This is a genomic window from Halorubrum pallidum, from assembly GCF_055380345.1.
Window position 1 is genome coordinate 1,202,043 of sequence record NZ_AP043945.1, and the last position, 23,545, is coordinate 1,225,587.

A 23,545-nucleotide genomic window follows, 5' to 3' on the forward strand; every position below is an offset into this window, starting at 1 on the left:
CTTGGCCAGACATTGAGTGTCAGCCACCGTAGTTGAGCACACGCTCTGACCCCGATACAGTGAGTTTTTGACCCCGATACAGTGAGTTTTCCGGTTGTACCACGCGCGAATCGGAAAGATGATGCAGCGAGATCACCGTGTGTCTATAAGTGAGTGACGAGCCCTCCACAGAGTCGTCAGACGCTGATTCATCCGATACCCTGTCCGAGTCTGACACTCCGTCCGAGTCTGACACCCCGTCCGAGTCTGACACCCCGTCCGAGTCTGATACACCACCAGACACAGACACGGCGAGCAAAGACACGGCGGGTAGCGGTGACCTGACACCTGACGACAACGCGATGAGTGGAGAAAGTATCTCTACGGAGTCGATCACGGAGGGGAGCCTCGTCGGACCGCTGTTTCGTCTCGCGTGGCCGATCGTAATGATCCAGCTGTTACAGGTGACGTACAACGTAGTCGACACGCTGTACCTGGGTCGGTTATCAGCCGACGCCGTCGGGGCGATTAGCCTCGCATTCCCGTTGATATTCTTACTTATCGCTGTCGCTGGCGGATTCACGACCGCGGGTGCGATACTCGTCGCACAGTACACCGGTGCCGACGGAGACCAATCTGCGGGGCTCGTCGCCGGACAGACGATGGTCACCGTCTCGGTTCTGTCGGTGTTCATCGGTGTCGGCGGCTACCTCTACACTCGTCCGGCTCTGGAACTTCTCCCGAGCGATCCGGAGACGGCAGCGGCGGTCATTCCCCTCGCGGCAGACTACATGGAAGTTATCTTCGCCGGAATCCCGTTGATGTTCGGGTTCTTCGTCTTCTCCGCGTTGATGCGCGGATACGGCGATACCCGGACGCCGATGGCCGTAATGGTCGTTTCCGTCTTCTTGAACGTGCTCCTCGATCCGTTCCTGATCTTCGGGTTCGCCGACAACCCACTTTTTCAGTGGCTCGCTAGCGTCCCGATCGTCTCGCTGCTCGACCCGATGACGATCCAGGCGTCCGTGCTTGCGGCGACCGGATTCACTGGGCTCGGCATAGAAGGGGCTGCGATAGCGACGATCTTCTCACGCGGAGTCGCCACCGCGATCGGCGTCTGGGTGCTGTTCGCGACCGACCTCGGTCCGACGGTCGATCTCGCACACCTCCGACCGGACACGGAGTTCATCGGTGATATCTTCCGTCTCGGACTCCCCTCAAGCGTCGAGCAGACGACGAGCGCACTTGCGATGATCACCCTCACTGCCATGATCGTGACGTTCTCACCGCCGGTGGTCGCCGCCTACGGACTCGGTAATCGACTTATCTCTCTCGTCTTCCTTCCGGCGATGGGGCTCGGGCGGGCGATCGATACGATGGTCGGCCAAAACCTCGGTGCCGATCGGGCCGATCGCGCGGCACGTGCGGTCAAACTCGCCGCCGGAACCGGGGCCGGCGTCATGCTTCTCGTCGCCGTCGTCGCTGTCGCCTTCACCGAGCCGATCGTCGGCGTGTTCCTCGGAGATGTTCCCGACGCGCCTGCGACCGTCTCGTACGCCGTCGAGTACGTGCGGATCCGTTCGGTAGAATTCGCGTTCATCGGCGTTTCACAGGTCATTCTCGGCGCGTTCCGCGGTGCCGGAAACACGAAGACCGCGATGGTCATCTCTATTCTCACGCTGTGGATCGGCCGGGTCGCGAGCGTCGCATATCTCGTCTTCGTCGCCGGGTGGGACGAAACCGGCGTCTGGGTCGGGATGGCGATCGGCAACGTTCTGGGTGCGGCTGTCGGCGTCGCGTGGTTCGCGCGTGGGACGTGGACCGAGCGGTACATCAACGGTTCCACGCACGAGGTCGACCCGCTTGCCGACGACTAATCCCGCTTGCCGACGATTACTCGACCGGATCACGTCACCGACAACGGAGGAACTGCAGGCCGAGTGGCCGCCACGTGAGACTAGTATCGGAAGACCGTGAGATCGGTGTCGGAAGACCGTGAGATCGGTGTCGGAAGACCGTGAGATCGGTGTCGGAAGAACGTGAGACTAGTGTCGGAAGAGATGGATCGCGTCGTCATCACGGAGTAGACAAAATCGTGCGCCGTCGTTTTCGGGGAATGTCGTTTTCTCCTCGTGTGTGGTGAACAGACGCGTAAACGGGTCCTCACAGACCGGACAAGAGATGTCTTTCCGGTTTTCCCAGAGGCTCGTCGCGCCAGTGTCCTTCAGTTGCTTGAGCGCGTGACGGTGGTCGTGGATGTCGAACCGCGCCATAGATCCACGTCCGCTTGAGGGACGGTTAATGTATCTCCGCACGTATCAGGACTGATTTCCGCATGAGATGTGTTGTCGTCTAGGTGACGTGTTGTCGTCTGGGTGTTGTGATTACCCGAATAGCTGTCTTACGTCGAGTGTTCAGAGAGTGTGTCTTGTGCACGAGCGAGGGCGTCGCCGTCGCCGTCTCTGATGAACTCACCAATCGCATTTGCCGCGTCGACGAGGGAATCGGCGGCAGCTGGGGCTACGTCGCCACCGAGCGCTTCGACGCGTTTCGTCCGGTCGCGAAGCTGTTCGAGCAGGTCTCGCGTGCGGGCAGTCCGCGATACCCCAGAGGCGGTGTCGATATCGGCTCCACTGGGGTCGGTAGTGTCGGAGGCGTCGTCGATGTCTGCTATCTCCGATTTCGGATCCAGTTCGTCGATGAACACGAGAAGATCACTTCGATACTCCTCCACGGCGCGAACTGCGGCCATTCCCCGTGCCTCACGGAAAGCGTCGGGGACGTTCCCCGTTGAGGGGCGATCGCCGTCCTCTGCACCTGCCAAGAGGCTGAGGAGGTAGTCACGGTCGGCGTCGGTTGGATCACGCAGCCGATCGTAGAGATCCACCGCTTCGAGGAGTTCGCACGCTGCGAGGTAGGTGGCGTCGAGTGTGAGTAGCTTTCCACCTCGAATGAAGCCCCGCTTGCGCGTGTACTCGCGGAGGTCGGATTTTATCATATCCACGCCGTCTTCGTCCTCGGGAAGCAGTTCGCGCGATTCGCCGAATCGAGACCGGTGAGTACTGAGATCGAGTCTCACAGGTGTGTCGGTGTGCGTAGTCCGCTCGTCCAAACCGACGCTCCGCAGGCTCTCACACTCGGGGCACTCGACGGTACCCGTCTCGTAGTACGACCAGCGTGTGCCGCATTCTTGGCACTCACGTTCGCCGCGGACTTTCATACCGACGCGTCGGCCTCACCGGAGTAAACGTCTGTGTATCGATGGCCCCGCTGAAGACCATAGGACGGCCTCCGTACGGACTCCTCTGCTGCCTACCAACATTGCTACCGATTTGTATTTTCCAGTCAAAGTGGAGCAACGCGATGAGAGTGACACACCGTGTTTCCGGTGAAATCGGGGGTGCTCTGGGTGGTGGATGGGTAGAGGTGGGGTATCTTTTGCGTGCTGGCGTACGGAGATATGGATTATAATCCTGCAATTATTTATATTACATCTGAGTACCATTCGCCAAGCGGATCAGTCGCTAGTATAAAAGCGACAACGCTATTTCACCAGAAATTCGGTTTTATTGCTGAACGTGCGTAGTTACGCCCGTTCAGATCTATTACGACGATGATTTCCATGATACTCACCCTATGATACGTGCCGTTAATTCACGCAGAGATCTCCTGATCATATTTTCTCTGTGGAGTGGTTGACACCGTGTTTCCGGTGAACCAGACCGCATTTCCGATGAATATTTTTACTGCTCTCTGGCGTTTTCGCTTTCTGTTCTCGTCTTCCGATTCTGGCCTTTTTTAACTCCTTCTTCTTTCCACTGTATCCTACCACTTTCTACACCACCTTATCATATCTCAAGCCATCCTTCCATCTTAGTCCTCCTATCCACTCTATTCCACCGAATCTCACCGCACCCTACCCCATCGTACTCCATCTCACCGCACCCTACCCACCTCACCGCACCCTACCCACCTCACCGCACCCTACCCACCCCACCGCCAACCCTATTTCACCGGAAACACGGTGTGTGTCTCAATCTGTATGTCCCCATCCGAAGCGGAATACATTTCACCGGAAACACGGTGTCTCTCCCATGGACGCAGCGGACGACCTCTTCACTAGGGAGGATCCGATATTCGCGAACAAAGAGCTTCTAGAGATCAGCCACCTCCCCGGCGAGGGTCGAATCGTCGGTCGCGACGACGAGATCTCGAACCTCGCCACGGCAGTCAACCCGGCTATCTTCGGACAGAGCCCGAGCAACGTTCTCATCTATGGTAAAACGGGTACTGGCAAGTCGCTCTGTGCGAAGTACGTCTCGAAGCGACTCGTCTCCACGGCGGGCGAAGAGGGTGTCAACGCGACGTTTGCCTACGTGGATTGCGCACAAGATACAACGGAGACGCAGGCCGTTCAGACCATCGCGGACGGCGTCAACGACCCCGATACGACCGGAATCAACGTCCCCGACAAAGGGCTATCAACGTCGACCTACTACAAGCGCCTCTGGCGCATCCTCGATCAACGATACGATGTCGTCCTCATCATTCTCGACGAGATCGACAAACTCGACGACGACGCCATCCTGATGCAGCTTTCCCGAGCCGGCGAAGCCGGGAAGATCACCGACTGCAAACTCGGCGTCATCGGGATCAGCAACAAAATCCAGTACAAAGATCGCATGGACGAACGCGTCAAATCGAGCCTCTGTGAGCGTGAATTCGTCTTCCCCCCGTACGATGCGAACCAGCTCAGAGAGATCATGCAGGCCCGAGCGGATGCGTTTCACGACGAGGTGCTCGAACCGTCGACGATCCCACGTGCGGCGGCACTCGCCGCCCGCGAACACGGTGACGCCCGAAAGGCCATCGACATCCTCAGATACGCCGGCGAGATCGCCCAATCGAACGGTGAGCCAACCGTTCGAGAGGGGTTCGTCACACAGGCGCGAGAGCGCGCGGAAACGGATAGATTCCGCGAACTCATCCGCGGCTCCACGCCTCACTCACGATACGTGCTCCAGGCACTCGCACTGCTTTCACTCTCTTCCGGGCGTCAAGACGGATTTCGGACGAGCCGAGTGTACGAGATATACGAGAACATCTGTCGACAGGAGGGGTCGGACAGCCTCTCGCTCCGGCGTGTCCGCGACCTGCTCAAAGAACACGCGTTCCTCGACATTATCGAACAGTCGAAACACAGTGGGGGGAGCGCCGAGGGGAGCTACACGAAACACCAGCTGTTGGAGGACCCGAGCGTCGTCAAGGAGGTGCTGACTGAAGAATAGCCGTCCGGCCACTGCACAGCTGCGACTTCGACGGGATCGATTACTGATACTGCGTTACCAATGTCGGATCGAGTGGAGTGAGCCACTCGCGGGGCCATTCGTGCGTTCCGGGGTCCTCAACCGAGGAGTCCGAGCCCTTCGATCCGTTCAACAATCTCTTCGACCGCCTCCTCCGCGTCGTCCGTCCGCTTCCCACCCGTGATGACGATCTTCCCGCTTCCGAACAGGAGGATGACGACTTCAGGCTCGTCCATCCGGTACACGAGTCCGGGGAACTGCTCCGGCTCGTACTCGACGTCTTCAAGCCCGAGACCGATTGCAAGCGCGTTGAGATTGAGGTTGTGTCCGAGGTCTGCGCTCGACACGATGTTCTGGACGGTGATCTCCGGATCGTCTTCGACGGGAATCTGTAGCCCGCGGAGCTTCTCGAAGATGATTCCCAGCGCCTCGTGGACATCGTCGATGCTCTTTGCGCCCGTGCACACGATCTTCCCGGACCGGAAAATGAGTGCAGCCGCCTTCGGTTCCTGTGTCCGGTAGACGAGCCCGGGGAAATTGTCCGGGTTGAAATCAGCTCCCGGTAGGTCCTCTGCAAGCGCTTCCAAGTCGAGCTCTTGGCCGATCCCCGTCGATGCAACTACGTTCTGTATCTCGATCGAATCTGCAGGGTTCGTCATCGTTCGCTTTTATATGTGGCCCCCTCCCTTATAAACGCCCGTGGTATAAACAGCCGGTCCATCGGTCGGCGGTCGGAGTCGCTTCTGACGAGCGGCCGTAGTAATCGAGACGGCGGTCTTTCGTGGTCAAACACCTCACCGTCGAATCTCTCTCCGCCGGTGTCGTTGGGGTACTGATCGCTGCGAACTTCCCGCCGCGATCTTACTGACAAAATTCAGATAATTAGCCGATCTATTCTCGGACCCTTGAGCGCCTCACAGCGAGGAGCGTCTCCCGCACTCTCCAGTCTGTGTGCTAACTGTCGTGGCAACGAATGCCATTGAAACCGCATGACGTGGCGCCGATGCTTCGACGGGGTTAAATACAACCCGGCATTCGTGTTGAATGCGAAGGTCCCCCGGCGCGGGGGACACCGGCTGGCCGTTCGACGGCCGGTCGAAGCGTTCCGACGTGCTTAAGTGTATAAGCCCGTTCGGTCAAGACGCGAAGAACGCACCGCGAATTCGGGCCGTTCAACTCGGCCCGGTTTCGCAGAGTCGGCTCGTCCGACTCACCAACATGAGGATTTCGCCCCCTGCGCTCCGGCGTAAGAGGAAATCTGATGTGAGCCGTGGTCGTTCGGTGTCATCCAGGTCGCTGGATGGACCGGACACCATATCAGACCATGCAATGGTGTGTTGACACCGAGTCAACACCCGCCAACACCCCCTCTGTGCCGGGAACCAGGTACAGAGGTATACATTCCGGTTGATCCTGCCGGAGGCCATTGCTATTGGGATTCGATTTAGCCATGCTAGTCGCACGAGTTCAGACTCGTGGCGAATAGCTCAGTAACACGTGGCCAAACTACCCTTCGGACCAGCATACCCTCGGGAAACTGAGGCTAATACTGGACACCACAGTCCACCTGGAATGAGGACTGTGCCAAACGCTCCGGCGCCGAAGGATGTGGCTGCGGCCGATTAGGTAGACGGTGGGGTAACGGCCCACCGTGCCAATAATCGGTACGGGTCATGAGAGTGAGAACCCGGAGACGGAATCTGAGACAAGATTCCGGGCCCTACGGGGCGCAGCAGGCGCGAAACCTTTACACTGCACGACAGTGCGATAAGGGAATCCCAAGTGCACAGGCATAGAGCCTGTGCTTTTGTACACCCTAGGGCGGTGTACGAATAAGGGCTGGGCAAGACCGGTGCCAGCCGCCGCGGTAATACCGGCAGCCCAAGTGATGGCCGATCTTATTGGGCCTAAAGCGTCCGTAGCTGGCCGCACAAGTCCATCGGAAAATCCACCTGCTCAACAGGTGGGCGTCCGGTGGAAACTGTGTGGCTTGGGACCGGAAGGCGCGACGGGTACGTCCGGGGTAGGAGTGAAATCCTGTAATCCTGGACGGACCGCCGATGGCGAAAGCACGTCGCGAAAACGGATCCGACAGTGAGGGACGAAAGCCAGGGTCTCGAACCGGATTAGATACCCGGGTAGTCCTGGCCGTAAACAATGTCTGTTAGGTGTGGCTCCCACTACGAGTGGGTGCTGTGCCGTAGGGAAGCCGCTAAACAGACCGCCTGGGAAGTACGTCCGCAAGGATGAAACTTAAAGGAATTGGCGGGGGAGCACTACAACCGGAGGAGCCTGCGGTTTAATTGGACTCAACGCCGGACATCTCACCAGCATCGACTGTAATAATGACGACCAGGTTGATGACCTTGTCCGAGTTTCAGAGAGGAGGTGCATGGCCGCCGTCAGCTCGTACCGTGAGGCGTCCTGTTAAGTCAGGCAACGAGCGAGACCCGCATCCCTACTTGCCAGCAGTACTTCACAGTAGCTGGGGACAGTACGGAGACCGCCGTGGCCAACACGGAGGAAGGAACGGGCAACGGTAGGTCAGTATGCCCCGAATGTGCTGGGCAACACGCGGGCTACAATGGTCGAGACAAAGGGTTCCAACTCCGAAAGGAGACGGTAATCTCAGAAACTCGATCGTAGTTCGGATTGTGGGCTGCAACTCGCCCACATGAAGCTGGATTCGGTAGTAATCGCGTGTCACAAGCGCGCGGTGAATACGTCCCTGCTCCTTGCACACACCGCCCGTCAAAGCACCCGAGTGAGGTCCGGATGAGGCACGTTACACGTGTCGAATCTGGGCTTCGCAAGGGGGCTTAAGTCGTAACAAGGTAGCCGTAGGGGAATCTGCGGCTGGATCACCTCCACCGACCCGAGACTCACCCACACGGGTGAGCTCACCTTACGACCGTCTCTTCAGACGGTCACCACTCATGCATGTCTGTGTCCACCCACCCACCGACCTGGACACCCTAGAACGACCACGGCTCACACACACGCCGACAAAGCCTTCCCCACCAGGGAAGGCGGGCTCATAGCTCAGCGGTAGAGTGCCTCCTTTGCAAGGAGGATGCCCTGGGTTCGAATCCCAGTGAGTCCATGTCCGTTCAGCCAGCTCGAAACGTGCCCCTTAAGGGGACGCCGACGAACTGACTGAACACGACGACCGATGCACCATCCCGGGAAACCGCGGATGGGAAGGGTTCGACGAACGCCCCGCCAGGGCGATTCAATGACGACCGTGTATACGTGCGATCCAGACGTCCACTGAACTCATCCGAGTTCGTGGAACGTCAGTGAACCATATACAGTCGGAACTACTCATACGAGTACTTCTGACACCGTCAGTCACTCTCTTCGGAGAACGACTGACAACACTACTGGCTACTGTGCCAGCTGGTGAATGGCTCGGCTCGAGAGCCGACGACGGACGTGCCAAGCTGCGAAAAGCTCATGGGACCCGCATGGAGGGAACGAACATGAGATCTCCCAATCGGAATCCGTATAACAATTGCCACGCGCAATAGGGAACCCCCCGAATTGAAACATCTCAGTAGGGGGAGGAACAGAACGCAACCGCGATGTCGCTAGTAACCGCGAGTGAACACGACACAGCCCAAACCGAAGGTCTTCGGACCAATGTGGTGTTCGGGTTGACAACCAAAACGCGACCCTCTCTCAGAAGTCTCCTGGAACGGAGCGTGACACAGGGTGACAACCCCGTACGAGAGAACAGTACCGTTGGCGTCAATACCAGAGTAGCAGGGGTCGGATATCCTCTGTGAACAACTCAGGCATCCCCTGAGAAGGCTAAACACTCCTCGAGACCGATAGCGAACAAGTAGCGTGAGCGAACGCTGAAAAGCACCCCGAGAAGGGCGGTGCAATAGGGCCTGAAATCAGCTGGCGATCGAGCGACAGGGCGTACAAGGCGATTCTCAAAACGACCGAGGAGCGATCCTCCAGTAGGAAGAGAATCGAGCCGGCGTCGTGTCGTGCGTTTTGAAAAACGACCCAGGGAGTGTACCTACATGGCGAGTCTAACTCGTGAACCGAGGAAGGCGCAGGGAAACCGATACGGCCGCAGCATTGCGAGGGCCACCGTGTTCAAGCGCGGGGAGCCACGTGGGTACGACCCGAAACCAGGCGATCTATACACAGGCAGGGTGAAGCGTGGCGAAAGCCACGTGGAGGCCCGTTAGAGGTGGTATTCTACAATATCCTCTCGTGATCTGTGCATAGGGGTGAAAGGCCCATCGAGCCTGGCAACAGCTGGTTCCAACCGAAACATGTCGAAGCATGACCTCTTCCGAGGTAGCCCGCGGGGTAGAGCTACCGATTGGATGACCCGCCTCCGAGAGGAGTCGGCCATCCTGTCGAACTCCAAACCCGCAGGCGCTGTAGACGAAGGGAGTCCGGTGTGCGGGGTAAGCCTGTGCACCATGAGGGGAACAACCCAGAGCCGGGTTAAGGTCCCAAAGTGTAGATTAAGTGCGATTCGAAGGTGGTCTCAAGCCCTAAACAGCCGGGAGGTGAGCTTAGAAGCAGCTACCCTCTAAGAAAAGCGTAACAGCTTACCGGCCGAGGTTTGAGGCGCCCAAAATGATCGGGGCTCAAATCTACCACCGAGACCTGGCCGTGCCCGTGACAGGGCAACCGCGTAGGTTGGCGTACTGTTCGGACGGAAGCTCGGGCGAGAGCTCGCGTGGACCGTTCAGTAACGACAATCCTGGTCACAGTAGCAGCGATAGTCGGGTGAGAACCTCGACGGCCTGATGTGTAAGGGTTCCTCGGCACTGCCACTCAGCCGAGGGTTAGCCGGTCCTAAGACGTACCGTAACTCGACTACGTCAACGGGAAGCTGGTTAATATTCCAGCGCCATCATGCAGTGAACGCCGACGCCGTATGGACCGCTGAGCCGGGCCTTCGCCCGGTCGAATCATGGAAGCTCGTGGACGCCGTCACGGCACGAAGCGAGCGAAACGTGAAACAGCGCAAGTCAGCCGTACATAGGGCCCGTGAAAAGGCAAGCATGATGTCCGTACCAAGATCCGACACAGGTACACTCCCAGAGCAAGGGAAGGCCTGTCGGGAGAACCGACGTTAGGGAATTCGGCAAGTTAGTCCCGTACCTTCGGAAGAAGGGATGCCTGCTCTCTACGGAGCAGGTCGCAGTGACTCGGGCGCTCCGACTGTCTAATAACAACACAGGTGACCGCAAATCCGCAAGGACTCGTACGGTCACTGAATCCTGCCCAGTGCGGGTATCTGAACACCTCGTACAAGAGGACGAAGGACCCGTCAACGGCGGGGGTAACTATGACCCTCTTAAGGTAGCGTAGTACCTTGCCGCTTCAGTAGCGGCTTGCATGAATGGATAAACGAGAGCGCCACTGTCCCAACGTTGGACCCGGTGAACTGTACGTTCCAGTGCGGAGTCTGGAGACCCCCAAGGGGAAGCGAAGACCCTATAGAGCTTTACTGCAGGCTGTCGCTGAGACGTGGTCGCCGATGTGCAGCATAGGTAGGAGACACTACACAGGTACCCGCGCTAGCGGGCCACCGAGTCAGCATTGAAATACTACCCGTCGGTGACTGCGACTCTCACTCCGGGAGGAGTACACCGGTAGCCGGGCAGTTTGACTGGGGCGGTACGCGCTCGAAAAGATATCGAGCGCGCCCGAAGATCATCTCAGCCGGGTCGGGAATCCGGCGAAGAGCGCAAGAGCACAAGATGGTCTGACAGTGTCATTCCCAACGAGTGACGCTGACGCGAAAGCGTGGTCTAGCGAACCTACGAGGCTCCGGAATGGGGCCCGTAGATGACAGAAAAGCTACCTTAGGGATAACAGAGTCGTCACCCGCAAGAGCACATATCGACCGGGTGGCTTGCTACCTCGATGTCGGTTCCCTCCATCCTGCCCGTGCAGAAGCGGGCAAGGGTGAGGTTGTTCGCCTATTAAAGGAGGTCGTGAGCTGGGTTTAGACCGTCGTGAGACAGGTCGGCTGCTATCTATTGGGGGTGTCAAGGTACTTGACGTGAACGAACGTATAGTACGAGAGGAACTACGTTTGGTCGCCACTGGTGTACCGGTTGTTCGCAAGAGCACTGCCGGGTAGCCACGCGACACGGGGTAAGAGCTGAACGCATCTAAGCTCGAAACCCACATGGAAAAGAAGTACCACAGAGGTCACTCGTAGAAGACGAGATCGATAGACTCGGGATGTGCGCGCCGAGGCAACGAGGCGTTAAGTCCACGAGCACTAACAGACCGAAGCCACAATCATACGGCACTGACACCACACTCGCATGAGTTCAGGCGGTAACTGGATCGCACGTACACACGGTTGGCCGATCACACGATCGGAACCACCGACACAGGCGTCTCCCCATGCCAACACGCATGGAGAGTCTCGGTTCGAAACCGAGAGTCGGCATGAAGGCGGCCAAAGCGGTGGGGCCACACCCGTACCCATTCCGAACACGGAAGTTAAGCCCACCAGCGTACCGGGAAGTACTGGAGTGAGCGATCCTCTGGGAACCGCGGTTCGCCGCCTACCCACTCATACCGGGAACATATCTCCCACCCACGCCCAGAGACACCGTGTCTCTGGGCTTTTCATCTATATTGCTGAGTCGCATCGCTCGTTTGTGAGAATTACGTGAGACTGCTACTCGAAGTCGTAGAGGAGTTCTGTCGGATCCACACGGCGAAGGTGTCGATCTAGGCCATCGAACCGCTCGTCTCGGGAAGGCCGAGGTGGTGGTCGACGACAGTGCCGTCTGGATCGAGTGTGACTGTTCCGAGCGACACCGTCTCACCGGTCTCGAAGTGTTCGGCGACGGCTCGGAGCGTCGATTCTCGGTCGAGTAGTTCCCAGACCGTGTCGGCGACGAGCGTCTGAAACGCGTCCGGGTCGGTCCAGCCGTTGTCGATCTCTGAGGGCACGTGAACGACGAACTGGAATTCGGCCTCGGTGAGGTGAACACCCACCCCAAACGTGTCTGCACACATGTCTCTTCGTTCGGCCCAGATGTGTTAAGTACCGGCGTTTCATCGCGCTCGCTGGCGTGTGCTGGCGATCGTTGCGATCGTATCGAGCACCGTACGTTGGCGTTCTCGAAGGCGATATTTTCGACTCAAATTTCAAATAGAACGGAGTGAACGGAGGGACATGCACAGGCGCTCCGTCATCGCGTTCGTCGGAAGCGACACAGACGTGCGCGATGATGTGATACGTGCTATCGAGTCTGCGTGGGACGGGTCGCGGGTTCCGGAGCACCGGATCGTCGATACGGGCGACTTGGCGGAAGAGAGTGGAGACGACCCCGATTCGCAACTGACGGACGTGTGTGGGATCGTCGCCAGCGCCGGTGCGGTAGACGATACGGTTGTCGCCGAGAAACTCGCGTCGACTCCGGAAGACGTCCCCGTCATCGTCGTTCTCGGGACGACGACCGTCGACGCCTTTCGATCGGCTCTCCAGGCCGCTCCCGACGACCTGATCACTCGAACGGAACTCGGAGAGACACGGAACGCGGACGCCGACTCCGGTCTCGATCCGCTCGCACGGCGGCTCGCGGAGACGATGTCTCCGCGTCGGGTTCGGTTCGGGGTCGAAGATGCGGAGCGGCTTCGTGCAGTTCTGTTGGATGCCGGTCCGATGTTAATGAGCACGCGGACTGACGAGGTCGACACCAAGATCACGTGGACGATGGCGAACGTCGGTGAACACCCGGAGTCGATCGTATCGTCTGTTACCTCCGTGACGGCGAGACGTTCGCTCCGCGATACACCTGGTGTCCTGATGACTGTGTCCCTGTGAGACGTTCGATCGACGAATTTCCGAAGCCGGACTGCCTCGCGACGTTCGAGAACGTGGTTCGCTCCGCTGTCCGCCCGGAAGCCGCGGATCGTTTGGGGGAGCGTGCGATCGATATCGGCGAGGTAGAAGAAGAACCTCCTGCAACGGTTCACATCCCGCTTGTGGCAGATTGGGAATTGATCGGTGTCCTCTCGTTGGAGGCGGATGCTTGGCGCGCGTGGGTAGAAGCGGAAGTCGATCTCTATCGGGCGTGCGCCGACCTGATCGCGTACACGATCGCACGAAACGAACGCAGATTGGAGCTGCGGCGACGGACGGAGCAACTCGAACAGTTCAGTTCCGTCGTCTCTCACGACCTCAGGAATCCACTCAACGTGCTCTCGGGATACCTCGATATGGTCGACGACGATATCCCTTCATCGGCGCACGGCCCGATAGATCGCGCAATCACGCGGATGGAAACGCTCGTCGACAACTTACTCATGCTTGCGAAACGGGGTGAAGCGATCGGAGACACGGAGCCGATCGCCGTCTGCCAAGTCGCTGAAGACGCGTGGAAATCGATCCGCGCACCTCACGCGACGTTGACGATCGTGGACGAGATAGGCGGTGTACAGGCAGATCCGCTCCGGCTCCGCCAACTGTTCGAGAACCTGTTTCGAAATGCCGTTGACCACGCCGGACCGGTGGTCGACATCACTATCGGACCTCGCGACGAGGCTGACGGCGTCGGGATGTACGTTGCTGACGACGGCCCGGGAGTTCCAGACGACGTGGCCGACTCGCTGTTTGTCTCGGGAGTTTCGACGGCGGACAGTTCCGGTATCGGGCTCGCGATCGTCGACCGGATCGCAGATGCCCACGGGTGGAACGTCGGCGTTTACAATGACGGCGGGGCGGTGTTCGATATCTCGTTCGGGGAAGAAACCGTGGTCGACCCCCGTGAGAGCGAGAGTACGCAGACGTCGTGACTTAGGGTTCAAACCGATCGACTGTTCGTCGGTGTCTGTCCCGAAACATACCCTCGAAGCCGACCTTCGCGAACGGGCCGGCGACGTCGCCGAGCCGCCCGAGCGGTAGTCGGTAATCGACGCTGTCGACGAGCAACGTCTGGTCGGCGTCGGCGTAGAACGCGTGTGTGTGTTCCCACGTCCGAAACGGGCCGTCCTCCATGTTGTCGACGAACCGCGCGCGTTTCTCGACGGGCGCGTCCCCGTCGGGCGTCCGTTCGATGATCTTCGAGGTCCACCGCTGTCGCGGTCCGACGCCGAACGGACGGATCGACATCCGTATTCGAGCCCCCTCGACGAGCAATTCGGGGTCGGTGTCTCCCTCCGGTCCCTCAACGCCGTCGATTACGAGGTTCATCCAGTCGGGAGTGAGCCTACGGAGTCCGTCGATCGTCGAGTGAAACGCCCACACCTCGTCGATGGGGGCGGGTATACGGACCGTTCGGCGATACGTCGGCATACCGTGCGTAACGGTCCGCTCGGACAAAAACCCTCTTCGGCTGTTCGATCGGCGTCCGGTTCCCCGCTACCGAAACCCGGATACGACCGCACCGCTAGGATGTTCCGTATGGAACGAGGCGCGGTCGATATCGGAAATATTGCCGGGCCGTTCGATCTGCAGGCGACCGTTGAGAGCGGCCAGAGCTACCTCTGGAACCGCGCCGACGGCGGCACCTACGACGAACTCCACGCCTACGGCGGCAACGAGTGGTACGAGACGGTCGTCGATCCGATTCCCGGCGTCGTCGACGAGCGAGCGCCGCTACGGGTCAGACAGACCGGTGGCGTTCACGACGGAACCCTTCACTGGGAGTCGTCCGTCGACGCCGCTCCGCTCTTGTCCCACCTGTTCCGGCTCGACGACGACCTCGATGCGATCCTCGATTCCACGCCGGATCTCCCGCTTTTGGATCGGGCGTACGACGCCTACGAGGGAATGCGACTCACACGCGATCCGGTGTTTCCCTGCCTGATCTCGTTTATCTGTTCGGCGCAGATGCGCGTCGCACGTATCCACGGGATGCAGCGCCGGCTTCGCACGACATACGGCGATACAGTCGGTCTCGACGGGGGCGAGTACCACGCGTTTCCGACGCCCGAACAACTCGCCTCGCGGACAGAGGCGGAGCTTCGCGACCTCTCGCTGGGGTATCGCGCCCCCTACGTTCAGCGAACGGCAGAGATGGTCGCCTCCGGAGACGCTCATCCACGGGAGGCGGCGGATCTCCCTTATGAGGAGGCGCGCGAGTCGCTGACGCGGTTCGTCGGCGTCGGCGACAAGGTCGCGGACTGCGTGCTGTTGTTCTCTCTCGGGTTCCTCGAAGCAGTGCCCCTCGACACTTGGATCCGGACGACCATCGAGGACTACTACCCTGACTGCGAGCGCGGAAATTACGCGGAGACGTCGCGGGCGATACGCGACCGGTTCGGCGGCGAGTTCGCCGGCTACGCTCAGACGTACGTCTTTTATCACCTCCGGGCGGGCGGCGACTGATCGCGGAGCAGGTTCCACCGTGCGAAGCTTCATGTTTTTTCGTGCGGTACGCTGACGCGTGATGGACTGTCGAGTCGTCGTCGAGGCAGCGGTTCCGGTGTACGATGTCGAGACGCCGGAAGAGGCGGTTCGGATCGCGATCTCGAAAACCGGACAGATGCTGAACCCAGATCTGAACTACGTCGAGATCGAGACGGGAAGTCGGCGCACGCCGAGCGGCGAGGAGCGTGTTCCTGCCTTCGTCGCTGCCGACGAGGCGCTCGTCGCACTCGAACTCCAGATGGACGTGTTCAACGTCGATCGCACAGAACACGCGAGCCGTGTCGCTCGAAAGGAGATCGGCCAGCGTCTTCGCAACATCCCGTTGAAGGTCCTCGACACCGAGATACTCGAAGATGACACGGCCGGAACCGACGAACCCGACGCATCTCCCGACGATGGAGCGGTCGATGGAAACGGGTCGACCGATCGAGACGAGTCGGCCGGCGGCAACGGCTGACTGACGAATTCGGTCCGCTCGACGACGCGACTCGACGCGAGAGATCGGAACACGCTGTACCGTGTCCGAAATAACGCGGTGTCACGTATCGTGGCGTAGCCACTCGAAGATTCGCGAACGGCAGCAGTCGGCTGTGAAGAGTCAGTCTGCGGTCGGGGCCAGCGGCTCCGATTCGGATTCGTCCATCGGCTCGGTGATTCCTTCGGTCAGTTTAAAAACAGCGGCTTTGTGGTCAGTCTTCGATTTGTGGATCGATGTCGGCTTTACGCCGAGTTCTTCGTAGGCGTCGAGGTCGATGTCCTCGTTCCAGAATTCGCACTGTTTTCGTACTTCTGCGAGGAGGCCGTGAAGATGGATGAGCTCCTGCTTCTTCATGAGTACCAGTCCTTTGCTACCGGAGGTTTATATTATTATCTTGAGTCACGTTATCATGGGTAGCTCGGATATCGCGGCTGAACGGCCACAAACGGGCCGTTCTACGTTATCGATCGAGATAGTTTTTCGATCGGACTCGTCGTCGGATCGGACGCGATCGGCTAGTCGCCCGCGGAACCCGTCACACGGGTGGTCTCTTTCCGTTACTGGAACTGTTTGACCGCCTCGAGATCGCGTTCGGTCCGCATGAACTCCGTCAGCCGCCGAGTGGCGTGACAGTTGGGACAGTTGAAGTTCGAGCGAAGCCGCTGTAGATCTGCGGGGTTATCCTGCCACTCTTTGCTACACTCCGGACAGACGAGCCTGACGAACGCGTCTACCATGCGTCGTGGTACATGCTACCAGGTTAAAAACGTACGTGGCGGGACCGGGTGCAGGGATCGGACCTGTCGCCCGACGTCGCGGCGTGGGATCGGCTCAGGCCGCGATCTCCTCGCTCGTTTCGAGGAGTTCCTTGTACCGGTTCCGGATCGTCACCTCCGAGATGTCGGCGACGTCCGACACCTGGCTCTGGGTCACCTTCTCGTTCGAGAGCAGCGCGGCGGCGTACACGGCCGACGCCGCGAGACCGACCGGTGACTTTCCGCTCGTGATCCCCGCGCTCTTCGCGGAGTCGAGGAGGTCACGCGCGAGACGCTGTGTCTCCTCTGAGAGATCGAGTTTGGAGACGAACCGCGGTACGTAGCTCTCGGGGTCTGCGGGTTGGACGCGCAGTCCGAGTTCGCGGATCACGTATCGGTACGTCCGGGTGAGTTCCATCTTGTCCACGCGCGCGACCGCGGTGAACTCGTCGAGGCTCCGCGGGTTCCCGACCTGTCTGGCGGCGGCGTACAGCGACGCAGTCGCGACGCCTTCGATTGAGCGCCCCGGCAGGAGGTTCTCGCTCAGCGCGCGGCGGTAGATGACGGAGGCCGTCTCGCGGACGTTATCGGGGAGTCCGAGCGCGCTGGCCATGCGGTCGATCTCGCCGAGCGCCTGCTTGAGGTTGCGCTCTTTCGAGTCGCGCGTGCGGAACCGCTCGTTCCACGTGCGGAGCCGCTGCATCTTCTCGCGCTGGCTGCTCGAGAGCGACCGGCCGTAGGCGTCTTTGTCCTGCCAGCCGATGTTCGTCGAGAGCCCCTTGTCGTGCATCATGTTCGTCGTCGGGGCCCCGACCCGTGACTTGCTGTCTCGCTCGCTGGCGTCGAACGCGCGCCACTCCGGTCCGCGGTCGACCGAGTCCGCCTCGACGACGAGCCCGCAGTCGGCACACACCGTCTCGCCGTGTTCCGTGTCGGTGATCAGCGAACCGTCACACTCGGGGCAAGTCGTCGTGTGCTCGTCGGCTCGCGTCGTCTCGTTCTCCGTCTCCTGCTCGTGTGTCCGATCGCTCGCCGTGCGCTCCCGGTCCGTTTCTCCGCTGTAGCTGCGTGTGCGTGTTTCTGTCATAGGTTCTCCGATCGAACTCCCGACAGAAATACTGGTGCCGGGCACGCCGATTCGTTAACCAACAGTAAGTCACAGACACTTATAAATGTGTCGCCACCTTTATCTATGTTACTCTCAAATATTCTACCATTCGATCGGTTAAGTGTCGAAATTCGCCGTGTCTGTGTCTGGTCGTTTTGACAGCGACGAATTCCGGATCCGTTGAGAGTATATATACTTTGCTAGGGGGTACCACTGTCGAGTCGGCTGGCGTTTCCCGGCAATCACACGCCTCACGGAACACCTTGGCGACGGGAGGCGCCGACGGGGGACACTGACGGCTACCGCGGCGTCGTCCGGCCCGTGGGTTCGCTTCGGAGGTGGTTCACCGGTTTCGTCCCACGGGGAACGACACCCTATCGGGTTCCTCGTTGAACCGCTCGAGTATCCGCGCGTACAGTTCGTTTTTCACGCGCTGTCCTCGACGCGGGTGCGTGAGGTAGCGGAGGCGGAGTTCGACCCACGACTCCCCCTGCGTCACGTTCACCGTGGGACCATCGTGCACCTCCAGTTCGACCGGCGTCTCCGCGAGCGACTCGCGGTACGCCGAGATCCCGGCCGCCATGTCGTCGCCGAGCAGGTCTGTCGCCTCCGCGACCATCACCGATCGGGCGAACTCGAGGTCGGTCTCGTACGAGACCTGAACGCCGACCTCGTTCCAGACGTACGGCGACCCACCGCCACCGAAGTTGACGACGTTCGACGAGAGCACCACGCTGTTCGGCACCGTCACCACGCGTCCCGACGGCTGGTTCGTCGTGACGAGTTCTCCGTTGATCTCCCAGAGCGTCGTCACGAGGAAGTCGACCTCGATCACGTCGCCTTTCGCGTCTCCTATCCGGACGCGGTCGCCGACGCCGTACGGTTGTTTCGCGGCGATGTAGACCCACGCGATCAGCGATAACAACGGCTGCTGGAGCGCGAAGGTGACGGCGAACCCGACGACGCCGAGCGAGAATAATAGCCCGAGCCAGTTGGCCGTCACCACGGCGAGCGTCGCCACGATTCCGACGAGCCCGAACGCCAGCCGAAGTAGATTCCGCGTGTTGTGCGCCCGGCGCTTGTTCGTCGAGCGCCACACCAACCGGACCGCGAGCAGGTAGGCGCCCGAGAGGACGCAGAGAACGCCGCCGACCTGGAGCCCCTTCGCGATCACCGCGTTGGCGGGGTAGCCGATCAGCGTCGGCCAGCCCGCCAGCGGTGCGGCGGCGTCGACGTACGCGCCCCCGATCCCGGCGACGGTTCCCAGGAAGACCGTCGCGATCGCGGCTGTGCGTCTCACGGTCGGTGGTCACGCGCCGCGGGCAAAACCGTTCCGCCGACGGGGTGGAATCCCGAAAACACTTGACGGCTCGCCTCGTCTGCCGGACCACAATGTCCCCGATACTGCTGCAGGGTGCGGCCGGTGTCGCCGCGCTCCTGTTCAGCCTTCTCGTACTGCTCGTACAGCTCGGAATAGTCGTCTGGGTCTACTCCGACGCGCAGAAACGCAGCGACCAGCCGGCGTTCCTGTGGGCGATCGTCGCGTTCCTCGCACCGCTTCTCGGTTTGGTGCTCTACTTCCTCCTCGGCCGGACTCGCTGAACAGACCTCAAATCCCCTGAGAACGTCTGTCAGTCCGACCGTCTCGGCGACGATCCACCCCACGACCGACAGGTACGCGGCCAAGAGCGCGTCGACAGACGCGTCGAGTCGCTTCACCGTGACGGCGATTCCGGGAGCGCCGCACTAGCCGTTTTATCTGACGTGTTTTCCGGCCAGTTCCCACAGTCGGTCGGCGATCTCGTCGTCGAGAGCCCCGGGAGCCACGCGCCACTCCCAATTATCGTCGAGAGTACCGGGCTCGTTGAACCGCGCCTCGCTTCCGAGTCCGAGCAGGTCTTGGGCGGTCGTCATCGCGATAACGGCCTCTGAATCCCACACCTCCTCGATTATCTCCCACTCGACGGCTCGGTCTCCGTCCGCGCCCACGTTGTATCGGAAGCAGTCGCGCTGCTCTGCGGGGAGGTTCTCGTAGTAGCCGACCCACGTGTCCGTGTCGTGCGTCGAGGTGTACCCTACCACGCCCTCCGGGTAGTGCATCGGCTGGTACTGATCCCCCTCGGTACACCAGTCGGCGTACTGCGGCACGCGCATGCCGGGGAACCCGAACTCGGCCATCAGATCGTCCATCGTCGGCTCCTCGAAGCCGAGGTCCTCGGCGATGAACGGGGCCTCGCCCAGCTCCCGCTCGACCGTTGTGAACAGGTCGCGTCCGGGGCCCTCGTGCCACTCGCCTGCGGCCGGGTCGTCGCTGTCGGCGGGGATCGCCCAGTACCGAACGAACCCGAGGAAATGGTCGAGCCGAGCCACGTCCGCGAGTTCGAACAGCCGGCGGAAACGGGCGATCCACCAGTCGTAGTCGCGCTCGGCCAGCCGCTCCCAGTCGTACACCGGGTTCCCCCACCGCTGTCCGTCGTCGCCCGGATTCGGCGGGACACCGGCCACCGAGGTCGGCCGTCCGGTCTCGTCGAGGCGGAACGCCTCCGGGTTCGCCCACACGTCCGCGGAGTCGAGAGCGACGTAGATCGGCACGTCGCCGACGATCGAGACGCCCTCGGCGTCTGCGATCTCCCGCATGTCTCGCCACTGCCGGTCGAAGGTCCACTGCACGAACTCGCGGTACCGCACCTCCTCGGCGTGGCGCTCCCGTGCCTCGGCCAGCGCGTCCGGGTCGCGGGTCCGCAGCCCATCCGGCCACTCGGTCCACGCGTCCTCCGGACGCGACGCCGATATCGCGCGGAACAGCGCGTAGTCGTCGAGCCACGGCTCCCGGTCGCGGAAGGCTGCCAGCTCGTCTCGGTCAGGCTCGCCGGCGGCCGCCTCGAACCGCTCGAACGCCGTCCGCAACAGCGGGAGTTTGTACTCGCGGACGTCGTCGTACGCGACCCGATCGTCGGGGAACGTCGGGACGGGTTCGAGGTCGTTCGCGTCGAGCCATCCGTCGTCGACGAGCCCGTGCAGGTCGATCAACAGGGGGTTGCCGGCGAACGCCGACGGCGACTGATACGGTGACTCACCGGCCCCGGAGAGCGTCGGACCGATCGGACAGATCTGCCAGAGGTCTACGTCGGCGTCGCCGAGGAACGAGAGGAACGCGCTCGCGCCGTCGCCGAGGTCGCCAATCCCGTGGTCGCCCGGAAGCGAGGTGAGGTGACAGAACACGCCGCCGGAGCGGTCAAATCGCATACGCTCCCCTGTGATCCCCACCGACTCAAGCGTTGCGTCCGACCGGTGGGCCCTCGTCCCGTGTCAGTCCGTCTCGGTCGTCAGGTCTCCGCGCGCACGACTGCGACGTCGTCGACGCGGATCCGCTCGCGCCCGTCGCCGTCGACGACCACGCACGACTCGTCGGCGACGAGGTCGCGGTCGCCGTGAGCGGTTTCGACCGCCACGCTCGCGGTCTCTGGCGCGAAGTTGAGGACGACGACAAGCGACTCGTCGTCGTCGCTCCGGCGGAACGCGACCACGTCTTCCGGGTGGATATCGCCGCTTGCGGCGATTGGCCGTTCGGCGAGGTCGCCGCTCGCCACGTGATACCCCACGCGGTCGAGGTCGCCCTCGGGGCCGAGCGCCGGATGCGCCTCGCGAACGTCGAGGAACCGCTTGTAGCGCTCGCGGATCTCCTCGCGGGCGTGTTCCCACGCGACCGCGTCTCTGCGCCCGCGTTGGCCGATCTCCTGACCGGCGTAGATCATCGGGACGCCGGGGAGGACGAACGTCGCCGCGCCCGCCGCGGCCGCGGCTGCGTCGCCGCATTCGACCCGGTAGCGCGTCTCGTCGTGGTTCTCGATGTACTGCAGGAATCCGGCGTGGTCCGGGAAGCCGATCTCGGCGCGCTGGTCGATCGCGTCGAGGATGCTGCTCGCCGGTTCCGCTCCGCGGCCGACCTGTCTGAGCTGGAAGTACAGTGTCGCGTCGAAGTGCACGTCGAACATCCCCTCGTGGAAGTCGGGGATGTACGGGATCGTCTCGTCCATCAGCAGGAACTCCCGGTCGATGTCCTTCACGCGGTCGCGGAGTTCGCGCCAGAAGGCATCCGGGACGGCCCACGCCATGTCACAGCGGAAGCCGTCGACGAGCGGGGCCCACTCGTCGATCACGTCGAGGAGGAACCGTCGGACGTCGAGGTTCGCGTGGTTCAGGTTCGCGATGAGTTCCCAGTCGAAGTAGGTGCCCGGCTCGCCCGACTCCTGCCACTCGTAGCGGTCGCGGTACGGCGACTTGGGGTTCCGGTACGCGTCCTCGAACCACTCGTGATCGCGGGCGGTGTGGTTGGCGACGAAGTCGAACAGCACGCGCATCCCGTGGTCGTGTGCCGTCTCGACGAGCGCCTCGTAGTCGTCGCGGTCGCCCAGATCGGAGGCGGTGTCGAAGAAGTCCGTGATGTTGTACCCGTGCGGCTTCCCGTCGTGTTCGAGCACCGGCGTGAGCCACAGCGTGTCGACGCCCAGATCGGCGATCTCGGGGATCCGGTCCGCGAGCGCGTCGAACGCCTCGCCCTCCGCCGCGTCCGAGAACGTCCGGACGTACACCTCGTAGACGGTCGCGTCCGCGGCCCACGACGGCGGGTCGTTGAGCCGAACCGTCTCGAACTCCGTCTCTTCGGCGTTGAACGCGATCTCGTCGACCCCGTTCGCGGTGGTCCGCTCGACGTCGACCGCGTCGGCGACGCTGACGCGCGGATCGCTCCCCGGATCGCGGGCGACGGCGACGGCGTGGACGCGCAGGCGGTCCGGAACCGCGTCGGCGTCGACGCGGAGCGTGCGTCCGTCGTCGGCCGTCTGCAGGGCGTCCCGCGGGTTCGTGCGGCCGGTCGCCACCGCGGTCTCCACGTCGCGGTCGTCGACGACGAACGTCACGTCGAGGTCCTCAGCGTCGAGCGTCGACTCCGGGTTCGGCGTCGCCGTCGCGCGGACGACGATCTCGGCCCCCTCCGCGTCTCCGCCGCTCTGATCTGCGGTCTCGACGTCTCTCTCCACGGTCGCGTCGAGTCGGATGCGCGGGCGACCCGCCCCCTCGCGGTCTCGGTGAGCGGCGTATCCGAGATCCGCGGTGTCGTCGGCGTCGCGGTCGCGTAATTCGGTGCCGCTCCCCCCGGCGACATCGACGCCGGCGTAGCTCGCGGCGAATGCGTGGACGGTCAGGCGGTGGTCGCCGTCGGGCGCGTCGAGACCGATCAGGTAGCGGCCGGGAATGTCCGGCGTAAACTGTGTCACCGGCTCCGTGCCGACGGTCGCGTCGCTGTCCGGCGGAGCGTCGACGACGCGCCACGCGTACTTCCCGTCCGGGTCCGGGTCTCGCGGGGCCAATTCGGTCGTCTCGCCCGTCGAGAGGAACCGCGGCGGACCGGGATGGTGTGGACCGACCTGTGGTGCGTCCGTGTGTGAGGCTCCCTGCTGTGTCATGTCACACCCATCGACGCCCGGGGTCTTCGGTGTTGCTCTTCGATTCATCCTGATTCTCCCGACTCACCGCCTCGGT

General features: G+C 61.5%; 18 protein-coding genes, 1 tRNA gene and 3 rRNA genes. 11 read left to right on the forward strand and 11 right to left on the reverse strand.

All coding sequences use genetic code 11. From position 1 onward, the window contains the following. Window positions 1–341 precede the first annotated feature (341 nt). Window positions 342–1,856 (forward strand): MATE family efflux transporter, encoded by a 1,515-nt coding sequence (locus tag ACZ45C_RS07810; RefSeq protein WP_460561345.1) that lies wholly within the window; start codon window positions 342–344, stop codon window positions 1,854–1,856. Between the two features lie 168 nt (window positions 1,857–2,024). Here the strand turns inward: ACZ45C_RS07810 and ACZ45C_RS07815 are convergent, their stop codons facing one another. Continuing rightward, window positions 2,025–2,252: a DUF7385 family protein gene (locus ACZ45C_RS07815; RefSeq protein ID WP_460561343.1), complete on the reverse strand. Its 228-nt coding sequence runs from the start codon at window positions 2,250–2,252 to the stop codon at window positions 2,025–2,027. Window positions 2,253–2,380: 128 nt separating this feature from the next. Next, window positions 2,381–3,199: a DUF7117 family protein gene (locus ACZ45C_RS07820; protein WP_460561341.1), complete on the reverse strand. Its 819-nt coding sequence runs from the start codon at window positions 3,197–3,199 to the stop codon at window positions 2,381–2,383. Window positions 3,200–4,073: 874 nt separating this feature from the next. Here ACZ45C_RS07820 and ACZ45C_RS07825 point away from each other — a divergent pair. Then, entirely contained in the window at window positions 4,074–5,267 is a 1,194-nt protein-coding gene (locus ACZ45C_RS07825; RefSeq protein ID WP_460561339.1) for a Cdc6/Cdc18 family protein, read from the forward strand. Between the two features lie 116 nt (window positions 5,268–5,383). Here ACZ45C_RS07825 and ACZ45C_RS07830 read toward each other — a convergent pair whose 3' ends face one another. Then, window positions 5,384–5,944: a TATA-box-binding protein gene (locus ACZ45C_RS07830; RefSeq protein ID WP_004046033.1), complete on the reverse strand. Its 561-nt coding sequence runs from the start codon at window positions 5,942–5,944 to the stop codon at window positions 5,384–5,386. A gap of 741 nt (window positions 5,945–6,685) precedes the next feature. Between ACZ45C_RS07830 and ACZ45C_RS07835 the strand changes: the two genes are divergently transcribed. The 4 genes from ACZ45C_RS07835 (at window position 6,686) to rrf (ending at window position 11,850) form a co-directional block, all read left to right on the forward strand. After that, window positions 6,686–8,155: ribosomal RNA gene (locus tag ACZ45C_RS07835) — 16S ribosomal RNA — on the forward strand. A 161-nt stretch (window positions 8,156–8,316) separates the two neighbouring features. After that, a tRNA-Ala gene (locus ACZ45C_RS07840) sits at window positions 8,317–8,388 on the forward strand. A gap of 275 nt (window positions 8,389–8,663) precedes the next feature. Then, a 23S ribosomal RNA gene (locus tag ACZ45C_RS07845) occupies window positions 8,664–11,576 on the forward strand. A 152-nt stretch (window positions 11,577–11,728) separates the two neighbouring features. Continuing rightward, window positions 11,729–11,850: ribosomal RNA gene (gene rrf, locus ACZ45C_RS07850) — 5S ribosomal RNA — on the forward strand. The 16S, 23S and 5S rRNA genes sit together here with 1 tRNA gene alongside, the layout of an rRNA operon. A gap of 164 nt (window positions 11,851–12,014) precedes the next feature. On the opposite strand, the gene ACZ45C_RS07855 is transcribed toward rrf, so the two are convergent. After that, window positions 12,015–12,305, reverse strand: a complete 291-nt coding sequence (locus ACZ45C_RS07855) for a hypothetical protein (RefSeq protein WP_460558204.1) — start codon at window positions 12,303–12,305, stop codon at window positions 12,015–12,017. A gap of 160 nt (window positions 12,306–12,465) precedes the next feature. Between ACZ45C_RS07855 and ACZ45C_RS07860 the strand changes: the two genes are divergently transcribed. Further along, window positions 12,466–13,116, forward strand: coding sequence for a hypothetical protein (locus ACZ45C_RS07860; protein ID WP_460558206.1), 651 nt, complete (start codon window positions 12,466–12,468; stop codon window positions 13,114–13,116). Window positions 13,117–13,277: 161 nt separating this feature from the next. Continuing rightward, window positions 13,278–14,087, forward strand: a complete 810-nt coding sequence (locus ACZ45C_RS07865) for a sensor histidine kinase (protein WP_460558208.1) — start codon at window positions 13,278–13,280, stop codon at window positions 14,085–14,087. A 1-nt stretch (window position 14,088) separates the two neighbouring features. Here ACZ45C_RS07865 and ACZ45C_RS07870 read toward each other — a convergent pair whose 3' ends face one another. Further along, window positions 14,089–14,586 carry an SRPBCC family protein gene (locus tag ACZ45C_RS07870; protein ID WP_460558210.1) on the reverse strand — a complete coding sequence of 166 codons (498 nt, stop codon included), beginning with the start codon at window positions 14,584–14,586 and terminating at the stop codon, window positions 14,089–14,091. A gap of 108 nt (window positions 14,587–14,694) precedes the next feature. On the opposite strand from ACZ45C_RS07870, the gene ACZ45C_RS07875 reads away from it, so the two are divergent. Together ACZ45C_RS07875 and ACZ45C_RS07880 are read left to right on the forward strand one after the other, a co-directional pair. Next, entirely contained in the window at window positions 14,695–15,621 is a 927-nt protein-coding gene (locus tag ACZ45C_RS07875; RefSeq protein WP_460558212.1) for a DNA-3-methyladenine glycosylase family protein, read from the forward strand. 61 nt (window positions 15,622–15,682) lie between these two features. Continuing rightward, window positions 15,683–16,120, forward strand: coding sequence for a DUF555 domain-containing protein (locus tag ACZ45C_RS07880; RefSeq protein ID WP_460558214.1), 438 nt, complete (start codon window positions 15,683–15,685; stop codon window positions 16,118–16,120). A gap of 141 nt (window positions 16,121–16,261) precedes the next feature. Here ACZ45C_RS07880 and ACZ45C_RS07885 read toward each other — a convergent pair whose 3' ends face one another. The 4 genes from ACZ45C_RS07885 to ACZ45C_RS07900 all read right to left on the reverse strand — a co-directional run bounded on the left by ACZ45C_RS07885 (window position 16,262) and on the right by ACZ45C_RS07900 (window position 19,304). Then, entirely contained in the window at window positions 16,262–16,495 is a 234-nt protein-coding gene (locus ACZ45C_RS07885; protein ID WP_127117638.1) for a UPF0058 family protein, read from the reverse strand. A gap of 203 nt (window positions 16,496–16,698) precedes the next feature. Then, window positions 16,699–16,878, reverse strand: coding sequence for a DUF7836 family putative zinc-binding protein (locus ACZ45C_RS07890; RefSeq protein WP_460558217.1), 180 nt, complete (start codon window positions 16,876–16,878; stop codon window positions 16,699–16,701). 94 nt (window positions 16,879–16,972) lie between these two features. Next, the gene (locus tag ACZ45C_RS07895; protein WP_460558219.1) at window positions 16,973–17,983 is read right to left on the reverse strand and encodes a transcription initiation factor IIB; all 1,011 of its coding nucleotides are present in this window, start codon (window positions 17,981–17,983) and stop codon (window positions 16,973–16,975) included. 364 nt (window positions 17,984–18,347) lie between these two features. Further along, window positions 18,348–19,304, reverse strand: a complete 957-nt coding sequence (locus ACZ45C_RS07900; RefSeq protein WP_460558221.1) for a mechanosensitive ion channel family protein — start codon at window positions 19,302–19,304, stop codon at window positions 18,348–18,350. 92 nt (window positions 19,305–19,396) lie between these two features. Between ACZ45C_RS07900 and ACZ45C_RS07905 the strand changes: the two genes are divergently transcribed. Beyond that, window positions 19,397–19,606: a PLDc N-terminal domain-containing protein gene (locus ACZ45C_RS07905; RefSeq protein ID WP_460558223.1), complete on the forward strand. Its 210-nt coding sequence runs from the start codon at window positions 19,397–19,399 to the stop codon at window positions 19,604–19,606. Between the two features lie 153 nt (window positions 19,607–19,759). Here ACZ45C_RS07905 and malQ read toward each other — a convergent pair whose 3' ends face one another. Together malQ and malA are read right to left on the reverse strand one after the other, a co-directional pair. Next, window positions 19,760–21,250, reverse strand: a complete 1,491-nt coding sequence (gene malQ, locus ACZ45C_RS07910; protein WP_460558225.1) for a 4-alpha-glucanotransferase — start codon at window positions 21,248–21,250, stop codon at window positions 19,760–19,762. 80 nt (window positions 21,251–21,330) lie between these two features. Then, window positions 21,331–23,469, reverse strand: coding sequence for an alpha-amylase MalA (malA, locus tag ACZ45C_RS07915; RefSeq protein ID WP_460558227.1), 2,139 nt, complete (start codon window positions 23,467–23,469; stop codon window positions 21,331–21,333). Window positions 23,470–23,545: the final 76 nt, after the last annotated feature.